15 protein-coding genes are annotated in these 16727 nt (G+C 64.5%); all 15 read right to left on the bottom strand.

All coding sequences use genetic code 11. The features are described from left to right. Positions 1 to 28: 28 nt before the first annotated feature. Positions 29 to 724: an ABC transporter ATP-binding protein gene (locus AUL30_RS17855; protein ID WP_062229257.1), complete on the bottom strand. Its 696-nt coding sequence runs from the start codon at positions 722 to 724 to the stop codon at positions 29 to 31. Further along, a complete protein-coding gene (locus tag AUL30_RS17860; protein WP_157070296.1) occupies positions 721 to 2007 on the bottom strand; it encodes a lipoprotein-releasing ABC transporter permease subunit in 1287 nt (428 codons plus the stop codon). Before AUL30_RS17860 ends, AUL30_RS17855 begins: the two co-directional genes overlap by 4 nt. A gap of 14 nt (positions 2008 to 2021) precedes the next feature. Beyond that, a complete protein-coding gene (gene proS, locus AUL30_RS17865) occupies positions 2022 to 3344 on the bottom strand; it encodes a proline--tRNA ligase (protein ID WP_062229331.1) in 1323 nt (440 codons plus the stop codon). Positions 3345 to 3738: 394 nt separating this feature from the next. After that, complete coding sequence (locus tag AUL30_RS17870; protein ID WP_062229259.1) at positions 3739 to 4005, bottom strand: DUF1467 family protein; 267 nt, start codon at positions 4003 to 4005, stop codon at positions 3739 to 3741. After that, positions 3993 to 4412, bottom strand: coding sequence for a methylmalonyl-CoA epimerase (mce, locus tag AUL30_RS17875; RefSeq protein WP_062229260.1), 420 nt, complete (start codon positions 4410 to 4412; stop codon positions 3993 to 3995). The genes AUL30_RS17870 and mce overlap by 13 nt, the downstream gene beginning before the upstream one ends. A gap of 1 nt (position 4413) precedes the next feature. Next, positions 4414 to 6024 carry a ribonuclease J gene (locus AUL30_RS17880; protein ID WP_062229332.1) on the bottom strand — a complete coding sequence of 537 codons (1611 nt, stop codon included), beginning with the start codon at positions 6022 to 6024 and terminating at the stop codon, positions 4414 to 4416. Between the two features lie 145 nt (positions 6025 to 6169). Further along, entirely contained in the window at positions 6170 to 6961 is a 792-nt protein-coding gene (locus tag AUL30_RS17885) for a biotin--[acetyl-CoA-carboxylase] ligase (RefSeq protein WP_062229261.1), read from the bottom strand. A 3-nt stretch (positions 6962 to 6964) separates the two neighbouring features. After that, positions 6965 to 8404 (bottom strand): NADH-quinone oxidoreductase subunit NuoN, encoded by a 1440-nt coding sequence (nuoN, locus tag AUL30_RS17890; RefSeq protein ID WP_062229333.1) that lies wholly within the window; start codon positions 8402 to 8404, stop codon positions 6965 to 6967. A 26-nt stretch (positions 8405 to 8430) separates the two neighbouring features. Continuing rightward, positions 8431 to 9942, bottom strand: coding sequence for an NADH-quinone oxidoreductase subunit M (locus AUL30_RS17895; RefSeq protein WP_062229262.1), 1512 nt, complete (start codon positions 9940 to 9942; stop codon positions 8431 to 8433). After that, the gene (gene nuoL / locus AUL30_RS17900; RefSeq protein WP_062229263.1) at positions 9942 to 11954 is read right to left on the bottom strand and encodes an NADH-quinone oxidoreductase subunit L; all 2013 of its coding nucleotides are present in this window, start codon (positions 11952 to 11954) and stop codon (positions 9942 to 9944) included. Before nuoL ends, AUL30_RS17895 begins: the two co-directional genes overlap by 1 nt. Before the next feature lie 15 nt (positions 11955 to 11969). Then, entirely contained in the window at positions 11970 to 12278 is a 309-nt protein-coding gene (gene nuoK / locus AUL30_RS17905; RefSeq protein WP_062229264.1) for an NADH-quinone oxidoreductase subunit NuoK, read from the bottom strand. A gap of 10 nt (positions 12279 to 12288) precedes the next feature. Then, a complete protein-coding gene (locus tag AUL30_RS17910) occupies positions 12289 to 12906 on the bottom strand; it encodes an NADH-quinone oxidoreductase subunit J (protein WP_062229265.1) in 618 nt (205 codons plus the stop codon). A 102-nt stretch (positions 12907 to 13008) separates the two neighbouring features. Continuing rightward, positions 13009 to 13500, bottom strand: coding sequence for an NADH-quinone oxidoreductase subunit NuoI (gene nuoI / locus AUL30_RS17915; protein WP_062229266.1), 492 nt, complete (start codon positions 13498 to 13500; stop codon positions 13009 to 13011). 64 nt (positions 13501 to 13564) lie between these two features. Beyond that, positions 13565 to 14611: an NADH-quinone oxidoreductase subunit NuoH gene (gene nuoH / locus AUL30_RS17920; RefSeq protein WP_062229267.1), complete on the bottom strand. Its 1047-nt coding sequence runs from the start codon at positions 14609 to 14611 to the stop codon at positions 13565 to 13567. A gap of 13 nt (positions 14612 to 14624) precedes the next feature. Further along, positions 14625 to 16703, bottom strand: a complete 2079-nt coding sequence (nuoG, locus tag AUL30_RS17925) for an NADH-quinone oxidoreductase subunit NuoG (RefSeq protein ID WP_062229268.1) — start codon at positions 16701 to 16703, stop codon at positions 14625 to 14627. Between the last annotated feature and the right edge of the window lie 24 nt (positions 16704 to 16727).

The raw sequence follows: 16727 nt of genomic DNA on the forward strand, positions 1-16727 counted from the left end.
CCTTTGCCCGAGCAATGCCGGGTCCGCGTCAGCTATTGGCGAGGTCGTAGGGAATGATCTTGCCATGCTGGAGCGTGACCACGCGGTCCATCCGCTTGGCGAGCTCGTGATTGTGGGTGGCGATCAGCGCCGCCACACCCGATTGGCGCACCAGCGCCGTCAGCGCATCGAAGACGTAATGCGACGTTTCCGGATCGAGATTGCCGGTGGGCTCGTCGGCCAGAAGGACATGGGGATTGTTCGACACGGCGCGCGCAATGGCGACACGCTGCTGCTCGCCGCCCGACAGTTCCGCGGGCCGGTGCTCGGCGCGCTTGCCGAGGCGCATATAGTCGAGGAGCGCGCGCGCCCGCTCGGCCGCCACCGCGCGGCTCTGGCCGCCGATCATCTGCGGCAGCATCACGTTTTCGAGGGCCGAGAATTCGGGCAGGAGGTGGTGGAACTGGTAGACGAAGCCGATGGCGTTGCGGCGCGCCGCGGTGCGCTCCGGATCCGACAGGCTTCCGAAGGGCTGCCCGCCGATGAAGACCTCTCCGGCGTCGGGGCGCTCGAGCAGGCCTGCAATGTGCAGGAGCGTCGACTTGCCCGCACCCGAGGGGGCGACAAGGGCCACCATCTCGCCGCGCACCATGGAGAAATCGGTCTTATCCAGGATGACGAGGCGGTTGTCGCCCTGGACATAGTGGCGCTGGACGGAGTCCAGCCGGAGCATGGTTTCGCTCATTCGTAACGCAACGCCTCTACTGGATCGAGCCGCGAGGCCTGCCAGGACGGCAGCAACGTCGCCACGAAGGACATGCCCACTGCCATGGCGACCACGGTGATCACCTCCCCGACCTCGACCTGGGCCGGCAGGCGGCTGAGGAAATAGAATTCAGGATTGAAGATCGTGGTGCCCGAGATCCAGGAGAAGAACTGGCGCAGATTCTCGATATTGAGGCAGAAGACGACGCCGAGGATCAGCCCGGCCAGCGTTCCGGCAACGCCGATCGAGGCGCCGGTGATGAGGAAGATCCGCATGATCGCGCCACGCGTCGCCCCCATGGTGCGCAGGATGGCGATGGCGCTGCCCTTGTCCTTCACCAGCATGAACAGGCCGGAAATGATGTTGAGCGCCGCCACCAGCACGATCAGCGTCAGGATGATGAACATGACGTTGCGCTCCACCTGCAGGGCGGAGAAGAAGCTTTCATTCTGCTGCTGCCAGGTCACCGTGTAGGCGGGGCGCCCCGCGGCCTGCTCGATGGGCCCCTGCAGGGACACGACGGCATCGGGATTGTCGACGAAGATCTCGACCTGCTGGGCCCGGCCCTCGCTGTTGAAGAAGAGCTGCGCCTCACCGAGCGGCATATAGACATAGGCCGCATCATATTCCGACAGGCCGATCTCGAAGATGGCCGTCACCGGATAGGCCTTGACCCGAGGCGTATTGCCGAAGGGAGTCACGTCCCCCTCGGGCGAGACGAGGGTGATGAGGTCCCCCTCCACCAGGCCGAGCGCGGATGCGAGGCGGCTGCCGATTGCCACGCCCTCACCCGCGTCGAAATCATCCAGGGAGCCCGAGCGGATATTGTCCGCGATCGGCGCGAGCTTGCGCAGGTCCGCCTCACGCACGCCCTTGACCAAGGCGCCCGTCCCGGCCGAACCCTCGCCGCTCGCCAGCACCTGCCCCTGCACGAGCGGCATGGTGAAGGCGACGCCGTTCACGCCGTCGATGCGTTGCGCCACGGCGTCGAAATCGTCCAGCGGCCTGTCGATGGGCATCAGGATGACATGGCCGTTGACACCCAGGATGCGTGTCAAAAGCTCCGCGCGGAAGCCGTTCATCACGGACATGACGATGATCAGCGCCGCAACGCCGAGCATGATGCCGATGAAGGAGAAGCCCGCAATGACCGAAACGCCGGCATCGCGCCGCCGTGCCTTGAGGTATCGCCCTGCGATCATCCATTCGAAGCGCGAAAAGGGGCGCCTGCGCGCCGGTGCCGCCGATGCGGGGCCAGCCATATCGGCGGACCGCGTCATGCGGAGAGCCGCGCCAGGAGGTTGTCGAGCGGCAGCGTTTCGCGCTCGCCGGTGGCACGGTGCTTGATCTCCACCTCGCCCGCCTTGGCGCCACGCGGGCCGACGATCACCTGGATCGGCAGGCCGATCAGGTCCATCGTGGCGAACTTGGCGCCTGCGCGCGTATCCTGATCGTCATAGAGGACATCGAGCCCGGCGCGGCCAAGTTCGCGGTAGATGCGCTCGCAGGCCGTGTCGCAATCCGTGTCGCCGGGCTTCATGTTGATCAGGCCGACATCGAAGGGCGAAACGCCCTTCGGCCAGATGATCCCCGCCTCATCGTGCGATGCCTCGATGATGGCGGCGATCAGCCGGCTCGGCCCGATCCCGTAGGAGCCCATATAGACGGGCGCATCCTGGCCGTCCGGTCCGGTGACGGTGGCGCCCATGGGGGCGGAGTACTTGGTGCCGAAATGGAAGATATGGCCGACCTCGATGCCGCGGGCCGCCACTTTCTGATCGTCCGGAATGGCGTTCCAGGCTTCCTCGTCGTGCATTTCGTCGGTGGCGGCGTAAGGCGTCGTCCACTGCGTGACGATCTCGGCCAGCTCCGTCCTGTCGGAAAAATCGACATCCTGCGCCGGCACGCGCATGTCGAGATAGTCCCGCTGGCAGAAGACCTCGCTCTCGCCCGTCGCGGCCAGGATGATGAACTCATGGCTAAGCTCGCCGCCGATCGGCCCCGTATCGGCGCGCATCGGAATGGCCTTCAGCCCGCAACGCTCGAAGGTGCGCAGATAAGCCACGAACATGCGGTCATAGGCGGTCTTGGACTGCTCGTAGTCTACGTCAAAGGAATAGGCGTCCTTCATCAGGAACTCGCGCGAGCGCATCACCCCGAAGCGGGGCCGCACCTCGTCCCGGAACTTCCACTGGATGTGATAGAGGTTCAGCGGCAGGTCCTTGTAGGAGCGCACATAGGACCGGAAGATGTCGGTCACCATCTCCTCGTTGGTCGGACCGAACAGGAGGTCACGCTCGTGCCGGTCGGTGATGCGCAGCATCTCCTTGCCGTAATCGTCGTAGCGGCCGCTTTCGCGCCAGAGATCGGCGGACTGGATGGTCGGCATCAGGATTTCGATGGCGCCCGACCGGTCCTGCTCCTCGCGGATGATGGCGCAAACCTTGTCCAGCACCTTCTTGCCCAGCGGCAGCCAGGAATAGAGGCCGGCGGCCTGCTGCCGAATCATGCCGGCGCGCAGCATGAGACGGTGCGAAACGATCTCCGCTTCTTTCGGCGTCTCTTTGAGGATGGGAAGGAAGTATTGGGAGAGACGCATCATTGCCCCGACGACATAGGATTAGGCATCAAATTCGAGCCGACTTCTTATCGTCTGCGCCTGGCTTTTGCAAAGCGCGCGCCGAAGTGCCGGACACCCTTTTCGCCCGATGCGCGCAACACAGGCGATTTGTCCAAAAAAGTGACATCAGCGTGAAAATTCCGGATGACAAACGTTACGATGTTGTAATATGGTTTCGTTAATACCAAGGCGCAGGGTTGCTGCGCCACACATGCGGTCTAGTCTTGGGAGGACGTGACCTTCGGCGCGTGCAAACGCTGCCCCGGACTCAAGAACCCGGCTGAAGGTCCAGACCTGCAATTAAGATGCGAGGCGAAAGCCTCGCATTTTTTTTGCCTGAATTGGGGTCAGTTCCGGTGACCCATCGCCCCGCTCAGGTGCCGGGCACGATATGCGGCAGGCTGTTGAAGCTCAGGCCCCAGACCTCGAAGAGCAGGTAATAGGCGGCGAAGACCAGCGCCGACACGATGGTTGTCAGCACGGCCTTCAATCCGAGGCGCGGATTGGCCGGGGCGCTGTGCGTGGTGCCGAGGACGATGTCGCCCTCCTCCGCCTGTGAGCGGACACCAATGGGCAGGATGGCGAAGAGCAGCGTCCACCAGATCACGAAATAGATGGCGATGGCGGTCAGGATTCCCATTGCGGAACCTCCTCCAGCTCGACCAGCGTGCCTAGAAAATCAGCAGGGTGAAGAAAGAGCACCGGGTTGCCATGCGCCCCGATCCGCGGCTTGCCGTCGCCCAGGATCCGCGCTCCGCCGGCCACAAGCTTAGCGGCGGCGTCTCCGATGTCTGCCACCTCGTAGCAGAGGTGGTGGATGCCGCCGCGCGGGTTCTTCTGCAGGAAGGCCGTAATCGGGGAGCCCTCCCCGAAAGGCTCCATCAGCTCGATCCGCGCATTCGGCAGATCCACGAAGACCAGCCTGACACCGTGCTCCGGCAGGATCTGCTCGGCCGATACGCGCGCTCCGAGCGTATCGGCATAAAGAGCCGCCGCGGCGGCGAGGTCCGGGACCGCGATGGCGACATGGTTGAGCCGCCCGATCATATCAGGCGCCGATCACGAAGACGCTGACCATGGGCTTCTTGCCCCATGCGTCGTTGGCCTCGCCCCGTACGGCCCGCTTGACGGCTTCCCGCACCAGCTCGGGGTCCTTGCGGCGGCCTTTCGGGATGCTGTCGACAGCACCGGCGACGGCATCGACAAGCGCTTCGGCCATGTCCTCACCCTCGTAATCTTCCTTGGGGAGGCCGATCATGGCGATTTCCGGCTCGCCCACAAGGTCGAGGCGGGCGTTCAGCTGGACAACCACGCTCACATGCCCGGCATGGGACAGCTTGCGGCGCTCGCCAATGCCCATCTCGTCCTGCGTGCCGATCAGGAAGCCGTCCTTGTAGATCCGCCCGACGGGAACCTCGTCCACGATCTCGGGCGCGGCCGGCGCCAGCCGCACCATCTGCCCGTTGCGCAGCGAGACGACATTGCGCACGCCGAGCTGGCGGGCCAGGCTCGCATGGGCTTCCAGGTGTTGCGCTTCGCCATGCGCCGGAATGGCGATGTTGGGGCGAACCCATTCATACATTTGCCGCAGCTCGCTGCGGCGCGGATGGCCCGATACGTGGACGAGCATGTCGTGATCCTCGATCACACGCACGCCCATGCCCACGAGGTTGTTCTTGATATCGTTGATCGCCTTCTCGTTGCCGGGAATCGCCCGGGACGAGAAGATCACCGTATCGCCCTTTGACAGGGCCACGGCCGGGTGCTCGTCGCGCCCCAGCCGCGCCAGTGCGGCCCGCGGCTCGCCCTGGCTGCCGGTCAGGACGATGACGGCCTTCTCCCGCGGGATATAGCCGAAATCCTGTTCCGACAGGAACGGCGGCAAGCCCTTCATATAGCCGAGTTCGGCCGCGACATCGGCCATCCGCTTCATGGAGCGCCCCATCAGGAGCACCTGCCGCCCGCCTTCCGCCGCGGCCTGGGCAATGGACCGGATGCGGCCGATATTCGACGAAAAGGTCGTGAGCGCCACGCGGCCCTCAGCCGACCGGATGATCTCGGCCAGGCTGCGGTTGACGTCTTCCTCGCTCGGGGACACGCCTTCGCGCAGCGCGTTGGTGCTGTCGCACACCAGGGCCAGGACCCCTTCATCGCCGATCTGCCGGAACCGTGCCTCGTCCGTCGGTTTTCCGAGCGCCGGGGTCAGGTCGATCTTCCAGTCGCCCGTATGCACCACCGTCCCGAGGGGGGTGCGGATGGCCAGCGCCATGGGTTCGGGAATGGAGTGCGTGACGTTGATCGCCTCGATCTCGAACGGGCCGCAGCGGATGCGGTCGCCGGCGGAAAACTCCGTGACGGGGATCTTCGGCGCGCCGGCTTCCCCTTCGCGCTTGGCCTCCAGCAGCGCCGCCGTGAAGGGCGATGCATAGACCGGCGCCTTCAGCCGCGGCCAAAGATCCAGGAGCCCGCCGAAGTGATCTTCGTGGGCATGGGTGATGATGATCGCCTTGAGCTTATGCCGCTCCTGCTCCAGAAAGCGGATATCCGGGAAGATCAGGTCGACACCCGGCTGCTCCGGCCCGGCAAAGGCGACGCCACAATCGACGGCGATCCATTCGCGGTTGTTCTCCGGTCCATAGCCATACAAGGCGAGATTCATTCCGATCTCGCCGATGCCGCCGAGCGGCACGAATACGAGTTGTTCCACGCGTCACTTTCACTTCTATCATGGCGCGCCACGCCGAACGTGCCGGATGCGCGCCTTTGCCATGTTTGCCCATGTGTCGGCGGGCCACCGAAAACCGTTAATGCGCCTTATCGCAGATCGCGCCGGCGCTGTCGTCCCCGATCAGGAACACATCTCCAGAGGAAATCTGTTCCAGCTTGCCGGACGGATGACGCAGGATCAGATGCCCCTGTGCGTCCAGCGAATCGAAGACGCCCTCGATCGATCGGTCCGGCAGGTTGACACGGATGGGTCGGCCGAGCCCGACGCAGGCGTCCAGCCAGGCTTGGCGAATGAATGCAAAGCCAGCGCCGCCGTCCCATTGCCGCAGGGTTCGGTCGATGGATGCGGCGACGGCGTCGAAGACGGCGTCCAACGGCAGGCGCATGCCTGCGCCTTCAAGCGTCGCCACTCCGTAGGGCGCATCGCCGGGCGCCGTCGCCACGTTGATGCCCATGCCGACCACAACGGCCTGGCGCTGTGTCGGCAGGCGTTCGCTCTCGATCAGAATGCCCACGCATTTGGCGCCATCGATCAGGATGTCATTGGGCCATTTGATCTGGACGAGGTTCGGATCCAGCCCCGGCAGGCTCGCCAGCGCGCGGCGCAGCCCGACCGCGATGACGAGCGGAAGCTGGCCGATCGCCTCGAGCGGCGCCGGGTCGATCAGGATGAGGCTCGCATAGAGATTGCCGCTTTCCGAAACCCAGGCGCGACCGCGACGCCCCCGGCCTTCCGTTTGCCGCTCGGCCGTCACCCAGAGCGGACCGGGGTCACCGGACCGCGCGGCCTCCATGGCGATGGAATTGGTCGAGCCGACCGCCCCCAGCGCCAGGCGCCGGATTGCTGGCGGTCGGTATGCCCCGTCCATCGATCAGAAGAAGGTGCGTGCCGCGGCCTCGGCCGCCGCGAAGAGCGGACCGGCCAGGACCAGATAGGCCGGGAAGACGAAGAGTGTCGCGATCCCCGCCACCAGGCGCAGCTCGGTGGGCATGGAGGTGAAGGATTCGGCCGGTTCGTCGAACCACATCACCTTCACCACGCGCAGGTAGTAGAACAGGCCGACCGTGCTCGTCACGACGCCGATCACCGCCAGGGGAATGAGCCCGGCGCCAACGGCGGCGACGAAGACGTAATACTTGCCCCAGAAGCCGATCATCGGCGGCAGCCCCGCCAGCGACAGCATCATCACCGTCATGGCCAGCGCCATGACAGGATGGGTCCGGGACAGGCCCGACAGGTCGGAAACGTTCTCGACCAGGCCATCCTTGCGGCGCATGGCCAGGATGATGCCGAATGTGCCGAGGGTCATGGCAAGATAGGTCGCCATGTAGATCATGACGCCGGTCACGCCGGCCGCGTCGGCCGCAGCCAGGCCCACAAGCGCGTAGCCCATGTGGCCGATGGAGGAATAGGCCATCAGCCGCTTGATGTTGCGCTGGCCGATGGCTGCAAAGGCGCCGAGCACCATGGAGCCGATCGAGATGAAGACGATGATCTGCTGCCAGTCCGCCGCGAAGGGTGCGAAACCCTGCACGGTGAAGCGTGTCAGAAGCGCCATGGCGGCAACCTTCGGCGCGCCGGCCAGGAAGGCCGTCACCGGCGTCGGCGCACCTTGGTAAACGTCCGGCGTCCACATGTGGAACGGCACGGCCGAAATCTTGAACGCCAGGCCCGCCAGAACGAAGACCAGGCCGACCACCAGCCCGAAGGACCGGCCCTCCACCGTCAGCGCGGTGGCGATCTCTGCAAAACCGATCTGTCCGGTGAAGCCATAGACGAGCGAGCTGCCATACAGGAGCATGCCCGACGACAGGGCGCCGAGGACGAAATATTTCAGGCCGGCTTCCGAACTGCGTGCATTGTCGCGGTTAATGGCCACGACGACATAGATGGCGAGCGACTGGAGTTCGAGTCCGAGATAAAGGGCAATGAGATCTCCGGCCGAAATCATGACCATCATGCCGACGGTCGACAACACGATCAGCACGGGGAACTCGAACCGGTCGAAACGCTCCGCGCGTGAAAAGCTCAACGTCATCAGGACGGCGCCCGCCGAGCCCAGGAGCGCGAGCGTCTTCATGAAGCGCGCGAAGGGGTCGAGCACGATCGAGCCGCCGAAGGCGATCCCGTCGGGCGTGGCGAGCAGGAGCCAGGCAGCCGTCGCCAGGAGGAGCGCGACGGCCAGCGACATGACCAGGCGGCCGCTCTTCTCGCCGACGAAGGTGCCGACCATCAGCAGCGCCATCGCGCCCACCGACAGGATCAGTTCGGGCCCGACGATCGGAAGGCTCGCGGCGATGAATTCTCGCATCATCATGATTGTTCGCCCGTCCGTCCTTAATGCAGCGTCGCAACCGCCGAGGCGGCGTCGAGCGCGGAATGATAGCCGTTCAGCAGCGCCTCGACGGAGGCGGCCGTGACATTGAACACCGGCATCGGATAGACGCCGAAGAAGATGACCAGTGCGACGAGCGGGATCAGGAGCGTCTTCTCCCGGCGCGACAGATCCAGAATGTGCCGCAGATCGTCCTTTTCGAGCGGTCCGAACACAACGCGGCGGTAGAGCCAGAGCGCATAGGCGGCCGACAGTATGACGCCGGTGGCGGCAAAGATCGCGACCCAGCTATTGGCCTGGTACACGCCGATCAGCGTCAGGAACTCACCCACGAAGCCGCTCGTGCCCGGCAGGCCGACATTGGCCATGGTCAGGATCAAAAAGACGGTCGCATAGACCGGCATCCGGCTGACGAGCCCGCCATAGGCGGCGATATCCCGCGTGTGCATGCGGTCATAGACGACGCCCACGCACAGGAAGAGCGCGCCCGAGATCAGCCCGTGGGACAGCATCTGGAAGATCGCGCCTTCGATCCCCTGCGCATTCGCCGCGAAGATGCCCATGGTCACGAAGCCCATATGGGCGACGGACGAATAGGCGATCAGCTTCTTGATGTCCTCCTGCATCAGGGCCACCAGCGAGGTGTAGATGATGGCGATGACCGAGAGCGTGTAGACGAGCGGCGCGAACTCGGCCGATGCCAGCGGGAACATGGGCAGCGAGAAGCGCAGGAAGCCATAGCCGCCGAGCTTCAGAAGAATACCCGCCAGGATCACCGAGCCTGCCGTCGGCGCTTCCACGTGCGCGTCCGGAAGCCAGGTGTGGACGGGCCACATCGGCATCTTGACCGCGAAGGAGGCGAAGAAGGCGAGCCATAGCCAGCTTTGCATGCTGGCCGGGAAATCGAAGGCCAGGAGCTCGGGGATCGCCGTCGTGCCGGCAGTCCAGAACATGGCCATGATGGCCACCAGCATCAGCACCGAGCCGAGGAAGGTGTAGAGGAAGAACTTGTAGCTGGCATAGACGCGGCGCTTGCCGCCCCAGACGCCGATGATCAGGAACATCGGGATCAGGCTGCCTTCGAAGAAGACGTAGAAGAGCACGATGTCCAGCGCGCAGAAGACGCCGACGACCAGCGTTTCCAGGATCAGGAACGCGATCATGTACTCCTTCACCCGGGTCGTCACGCTTTCCCAGCTTGCCAGGATGCAGATCGGCAGGAGGAAGGTCGTCAGGATGACGAACAGCATCGAGATGCCGTCCACGCCCATATAGTAGGTGATGCCCCCCACGCCGAGCCAGTCGGCGCGCTCGACGAACTGGAAGCCGGCCTGGCTGTCGTCGAAGCCGATCCAGATGCTCAAGGACAGGAGGAAGGTGAAGACCGACGTCAGCAGCGCAACGTTGCGGATGTTGCGCCGCGCCAGTTCGCTATCGTCCCGGATGAACAGGATCAGGAGCGCGCCGACGAGCGGCAGGAAAGTGACGGTCGAGAGGATCGGCCAACCGGACATCAGTTCATTCCCCCGAACATCATGAACGTGATGAGCGCAGCGACGCCGATCAGCATGACGAAGGCATAGTGGTAAAGGTAGCCGGTCTGCAGGCGCACGACCCGGTTGGTGACATCGACGACACGCGCCGAGATTCCGTCCGGTCCGAGCCCGTCGATGACCTTGCCGTCGCCCGTCTTCCAGAGGAAGCGCCCCAGCGCCTTGGCCGGGCGCACGAAGATGGCGTCGTACAGTTCGTCGAAGTACCACTTGTTCAGGAGGAACTGGTACAGGCCCGGATTGCGGGCGGCGAACTGGGCAGGCCGCTGCGGCTGGCGGATATAGAAGAGCCAGGCCAGCACGAAGCCGATGACCATCATGATGGTCGGCGACCATACGACAAGCCCGGGCACCTCGTGCGCCTCGTGCAGGACATGGTTCTCCGGCCCCGTGAAGATGGCGCCATGCCAGAAGGCATCATAGGAGCCGCCCAGGAAATACGGGTAGAAGACGATGCCCGCCAGAAGCGCACCCGCGCTCAGGATGAACAGCGGAACCGTCATGATCGGCGGGGACTCGTGGATGTGGTGCATGACCTCGTGGCTCGCACGCGGCTTGCCGTGGAAGGTCAGGAAGATCAGCCGCCACGAGTAGAAGCTCGTCAGAAGCGCCGCGATGACCGTCATGAGGTAGCCATACATGGCGAAGCTGTTGTGCCCCGCAAAGGCGCTCTCGATGATCGCATCCTTGGAATAGTAGCCGGCCGTGAAGGGGAAGCCCGTCAGCGCCAGGGTGCCGATCACCATCGTCCAGTAGGTGATGGGGATGTGCTTGCGCAGGCCACCCATGTTCCGCATGTCCTGCTCGTCGGACACGGCATGGATGACAGAGCCCGCCCCCAGGAACAGAAGCGCCTTGAAGAAGGCGTGCGTGAAGAGGTGGAACACCGCCGCGCCGTAGGCCCCGACGCCGAGCGCGACGAACATGTAGCCGAGCTGCGAGCAGGTCGAATAGGCGATCACGCGCTTGATGTCGTTCTGGACCATGCCGACCGTCGCGGCGAAGAAGGCCGTCGACGCGCCGATGAAGGTCACGACGGTCAGCGCGCTGTGCGACAGTTCGAAGACGGGCGACATGCGCGCCAGCATGAAGACGCCCGCGGTGACCATCGTGGCCGCATGGATCAGGGCGGAAACCGGCGTCGGACCTTCCATGGCGTCCGGCAGCCAGGTGTGCAGGCCGAGCTGGGCGGACTTGCCCATGGCGCCCATGAACAGGAGAAGACAGATCACCGTCATCGCCCCGGCATAGGTGAAGCCCCAGCTTCCGAACTGGAAGACGATGTCGGTGGAGGCGAGCGGCGCGGCGCCGGCAGCGGCCTCCGCTGCCTCGCCGCCATGGGCCGCCACCTCGCCGAACATGGCGACCGCATTGGTGAAGATCGTGTCCAGATTGACCGAGCCGAACATCACGAACAGGCCGAAAATGCCGAGCAGGAAGCCGAAATCGCCCACGCGGTTGACCACGAAGGCCTTCATCGCCGCCTTGTTGGCCGAGGGCTTCTTGTACCAGAAGCCGATCAACAGATACGAGGCGAGGCCCACGCCTTCCCAGCCGAAGAACATCTGCACCAGGTTGTTCGCCGTCACGAGCATCAGCATCGCGAAGGTGAAGAGCGACAGATAGGCGAAGAAGCGGGGGCGGTGCGGGTCATGATGCATGTACCCGATCGAGTACACATGGACGAGCGCCGACACCGTGTTGACGACGACCAGCATGACGAGCGTCAGCCGATCGATGCGCAGCGACCAGTCGAAGCTGAGCGTGCCGGACTGGACCCACTGCAGGAGCGTGATCTGCAGCGGCGCGCCGTCGCCCATGCCGAAGGTGATGAAGGCGATCCAAGACAGGAGCGCCGCCAGGATCAGAAGCCCGGTGGTGATGTATTCCGACGCTTTGGCGCCGATCTGCCGGCCGAACAGGCCGGCGATCAGAAAGCCGATGAGCGGGAGTAGGACGATTGCCTGATACATGTTCGGTTACCGTCTTTAGCCTTTCATCGAGCTGACGTCGTCCACGGCGATCGTGCCGCGGTTGCGGAAGAAGGTCACCAGGATCGCCAGGCCGATCGCCGCCTCCGCCGCGGCGACGGTGAGGATGAAGAGCGCGAAGATCTGGCCGGCCAGGTCGTTCAGGAAGGCCGAGAAGGCCACCAGGTTGAGGTTGACCGCCAGGAGGATCAGCTCGACCGACATCAGGATCGTGATGATGTTCTTGCGGTTCATGAAGATGCCGAACACCCCGGTAACGAACAGGATGGCGCCGACAGTGAGATAATGTCCGAGACCGACTTCCATGATTGACCCCTCAGATACCCTTGCCGCTCTCGACCTTGCGGATTTCGATGGACGTCTCCGGCGTCCGGCGCACCTGTTCGGTGATCGACTGGCGCTTGATGCCTTCCTTGTGGCGCAGCGTCAGCACGATCGCGCCGATCATCGCCACGAAGAGCACGAGGCCCGCCATCTGGAAGAAGAAGATGTAGCGTGTGTAGAGCACCAGCCCGATCGCCTCGATGTTGGACACCTGGTCCAGCGGCGGCATGGGCATGACGGTATTGCCCGCCAGCTCGGGGTTGAAGTAGCTCCCGGTGACCGCGATGACGAGCTGCGCCAGGATGACGAGGCCGATCAGCGCGCCGATGGGGCCGTATTTCAGCGCCCCCTTCTTGACCTGCCCGATATCGAGATCGAGCATCATGACGACGAAGAGGAACAGGATCGCCACGGCGCCGACATAGACGACGATCAGGATCAGCGCCAGGAACTCGGCGCCCGTCAGAAGGAACAGTCCGGCCGCGCTCACGAAGGTGAGGATCAGGAACAGGACGGAGTGGACCGGGTTGCGCGCGAACACAACCATGAGCGCGGCGCCGACCGTGATCAGCGCGAATATATAGAAGAAGAGTGCCTGAAGGCCCAGCATCCTCGGGCTCCTTTGGTCGTGCGGCACGCCCCCGCCCTGCGGCGCGGCGCCTGATTGTCTCTGTTCAATCTTCGAAGCGAACCCGACAGGCCCGCCCCACTGTCAGCGATAGCGCGCGTCGAGCGCGATATTGCCGGCGATCTCGCGTTCCCAGCGGTCCCCATTCGCAAGGAGCTTTTCCTTGTCGTAATAGAGCTCTTCGCGCGTCTCGGTCGAAAACTCGAAATTCGGGCCTTCCACGATCGCGTCGACCGGGCAGGCCTCCTGGCAGAAGCCGCAATAGATGCACTTCACCATGTCGATGTCGTAACGCACGGTGCGGCGCGTGCCGTCGTTGCGGCGCGGACCCGCCTCGATGGTGATGGCCTGGGCCGGGCACACCGCCTCGCACAGCTTGCAGGCGATGCAGCGCTCTTCCCCGTTGGGATAGCGCCGCAAGGCGTGTTCGCCGCGGAAGCGCGGGCTGACCGGGCCTTTTTCATAAGGGTAGTTCAGGGTCGCCTTGGGCGCGAAGAAGTAGCGCATCGAAAGGCCGAAGGCCTTCACGAACTCGACCAGGAACAGCGACTTGAAGCTTTGTGCGATCGCGCTCATCGGACTCCGGCCCCCAAGGTTGAAGGCGTCTCAAAGGTGTGGCGAAGCTCTGTGACGTGGGCTGTCATGATCCGGCCCATCCCGTCACCTGCAGCACGAAGGCCACGACGACGACCGCCGCCAGCGAGATGGGCAGGAAGACCTTCCAGCCCAGCCGCATGAGCTGGTCATAGCGGTAACGCGGCACGAAAGCCTTCACCATGGCGAAGAGGAAGAAACAGAAGGACAGCTTGATCAGGAACCAGATCACGCCCGGGATCCAGGTGAAGGGCGCGAAGTCGAAGGGCGGCAGCCACCCCCCGAGGAACAGGATCGTCATCAGCGAGCACATGAGGGTGATCGCCGCATACTCGCCCAGCATGAACATCATGTAGGGGGTGGAGCCATACTCCACCATGAAGCCCGCCACGAGTTCTGATTCCGCCTCCGGAAGGTCGAAGGGCGGCCGGTTCGTTTCCGCCAGGGCGGAAATGAAGAAGATCACGAACATCGGGAACAGAGCGAGCCAGTTCCAGTCGAGGAAGCTGCCCGGCAGGCCCAGCATGGTGCCGAGGCCGGTGTTCTGCGACAGGACGATCTCCGTCAGGTTCAAGGATCCGGCCGTCAAGAGGACGGTCACGATGACGAGGCCGATCGAGACCTCGTAGGACACCATCTGCGCCGCCGAGCGCAGGGCGCCCAGGAAGGCGTATTTGGAGTTGGACGCCCAGCCGCCCATGATCACGCCGTACACTTCCAGCGAGGAAATCGCAAAGATGTAGAGGATGCCGATATTGATGTTGGCGATCACCCACCCCTCGGCCACCGGCACCACGGCAAAGGTGGCGAGCGCCAGCGTCACGGCGATGAGCGGCGCCAGGAGGAAGACGACCTTGTCCGACGATGCGGGCACGGTCGGCTCCTTCAGGACGAACTTCAAGAGGTCGGCGAAGGACTGGAACAGGCCGAAGGGGCCGACGACGTTCGGGCCGCGCCGCATCTGCACGGCGGCCCAGATCTTGCGGTCGGCGAGCAGGATGTAGGCGATGAGCACCAGCAGGACGACCAGGAACAGAAGGCTCTGCCCCAGGATCACGAGTGCCGGCCAAATATAGGTACCGAAGAATTCCATATCCGCGCTCGTCCTACTCGGCCGCTTCGACGTGGTTGTGCTGCGCCAGGCGCGAGCATTCGGCCATCACCTTGGATGCCCGGGCAATCGGGTTGGTCAGGTAGAAATCGACCCCCTTCCCGCGGAAGGCGCCGCCGGAAAGCGATGAAGGTGCCCGCCCGGCGAGCGTTTCAAGAACGCTGCCATCGGCCGGCATGCGGCCTTCGCGCTCCAGATGCGGAACCGCGGCATACAGATCGGCCCGCAGGGCACTGAGCGAGTCGAAGGGCAGCGTCTTGCCCAGGACCGCCGACAGGGCGCGGAAGATCGCCCAGTCTTCGCGCGCTTCGCCCGGGGGGAAGGATGCGCGGAAGCCGACCTGGACCCGGCCCTCCAGATTGACGAAGGTGCCCGACTTCTCGGTATAGGCGGCGGCCGGCAGGATCACGTCGGCGCGATGTGCGCCACGATCGCCATGCGTTCCGACATAGACCACGAAGGGCCCTTGCGCGATCTCGACCTCGTCGGCGCCGAGATTGAAGAGCACGTCGACGCCACCCTGCGCCATGGCTGCGAAGTCCTGGCCGCCCTGCCCCGGCACGAAGCCGATGTCCAGCGCCCCGACGCGCGATGCGGCCGTGTGCAGGATGTTGAAGCCGTTCCAGCCTTCGCGCACCGCGCCGATGCGCTGCGCCAGCGCCGCTGCTGCCGCCAGGACGTCGGCGCCGTTGGTGCCGGTCAGGGCCGCGGTGCCGACGATGATCATCGGACGCTCGGCCTTGGACAGGATGTCGAAGAAGTCGCGATTGTCGGCTTCCAGCCCGCTCAGCGTTTCCGTACCGGCGCCGAGATAGCTGTGGCCGTAGCGCAGCTCGGTCTTGTCGCCGATGACGCCGATCGGGAAGTTGCCCTGGCGCCAGCGCTTGCGGATGCGCGCATTCAGGACCGAGGCCTCGAAGCGCGGATTGGCGCCGAGCATCAGGAGCGCATCGGCCTGTTCGATGCCCACAATGCCCGAATTGAACAGATAGGACGCCCGGCCGAGGCTCGGATCGAGGGCGACGCCATCCTGCCGGCTGTCCAGATTGGTGCTGCCGAGGGCACCCATCAGGCGCTTCAGCGCCCACATGTCTTCGACTGCGGCAAGATCGCCCGCGACGGCACCGATCCGTGCGCCGTCCATGCCGGCCATGCGGTCCCGGATCGCGGCGAAGGCGTCGGACCAGCTGGCAGGCTCCAGGCGTCCGTTGCGGCGGATGTAAGGCCGATCCAGCCGCTGGGTGCGCAGCCCGTCCCAGATGAAGCGGCTCTTGTCCGAGATCCACTCTTCATTGATGTCGTCATTGGCGCGCGGCAGGATGCGCATGACCTCGCGGCCGCGCGTATCGACGCGGATGGAGGAGCCAACGGCGTCCATCACGTCGACACTCTCGGTCTTGGTCAGCTCCCAGGGCCGGGCCTGGAAGGCATAGGGGCGCGAGGTCAGCGCGCCGACCGGGCACAGGTCGATGACATTGCCCTGCAGCTCGGACGTCATGGCATGTTCGAGATAGGTGGTGATCTCGGCATCCTCGCCACGGCCGATCAGGCCGAGCTCGGAAATGCCGGCCACTTCCGTGGTGAAGCGGACGCAGCGCGTGCAGTGGATGCAGCGCGTCATGATCGTCTTGACGAGGGGGCCGATATACTTGTCCTCGACGGCGCGCTTGTTCTCGCGGTAGCGCGAGGCATCGACGCCGAAGGCCATGGCCTGGTCCTGCAGATCGCACTCGCCGCCCTGGTCGCAGATCGGGCAATCCAGCGGATGGTTGATGAGCAGGAATTCCATCACGCCTTCGCGGGCCTTCTTGACCATCGGCGTGTTGGTAAAGATCTCAGGCGTCTCGCCGTTCGGGCCGGGACGCAGGTCCCGCACGCCCATGGCGCAGGACGCCGCGGGCTTGGGCGGTCCGCCCTTCACCTCGACCAGGCACATGCGGCAGTTGCCGGCGACCGACAAGCGCTCGTGGAAGCAGAAGCGTGGAATCTCCGCGCCGGCCTCTTCCGCTGCCTGCAGCAGCGTATAGTGGTCGGGCACCTCGATTTCCGTTCCGTCGACTTTGATCTTTGCCATCTGCTTCTTCTCAGGTCCCAGCCG

This window comes from Aureimonas frigidaquae, assembly GCF_001463905.1.
Taxonomy (GTDB): domain Bacteria; phylum Pseudomonadota; class Alphaproteobacteria; order Rhizobiales; family Rhizobiaceae; genus Aureimonas; species Aureimonas frigidaquae.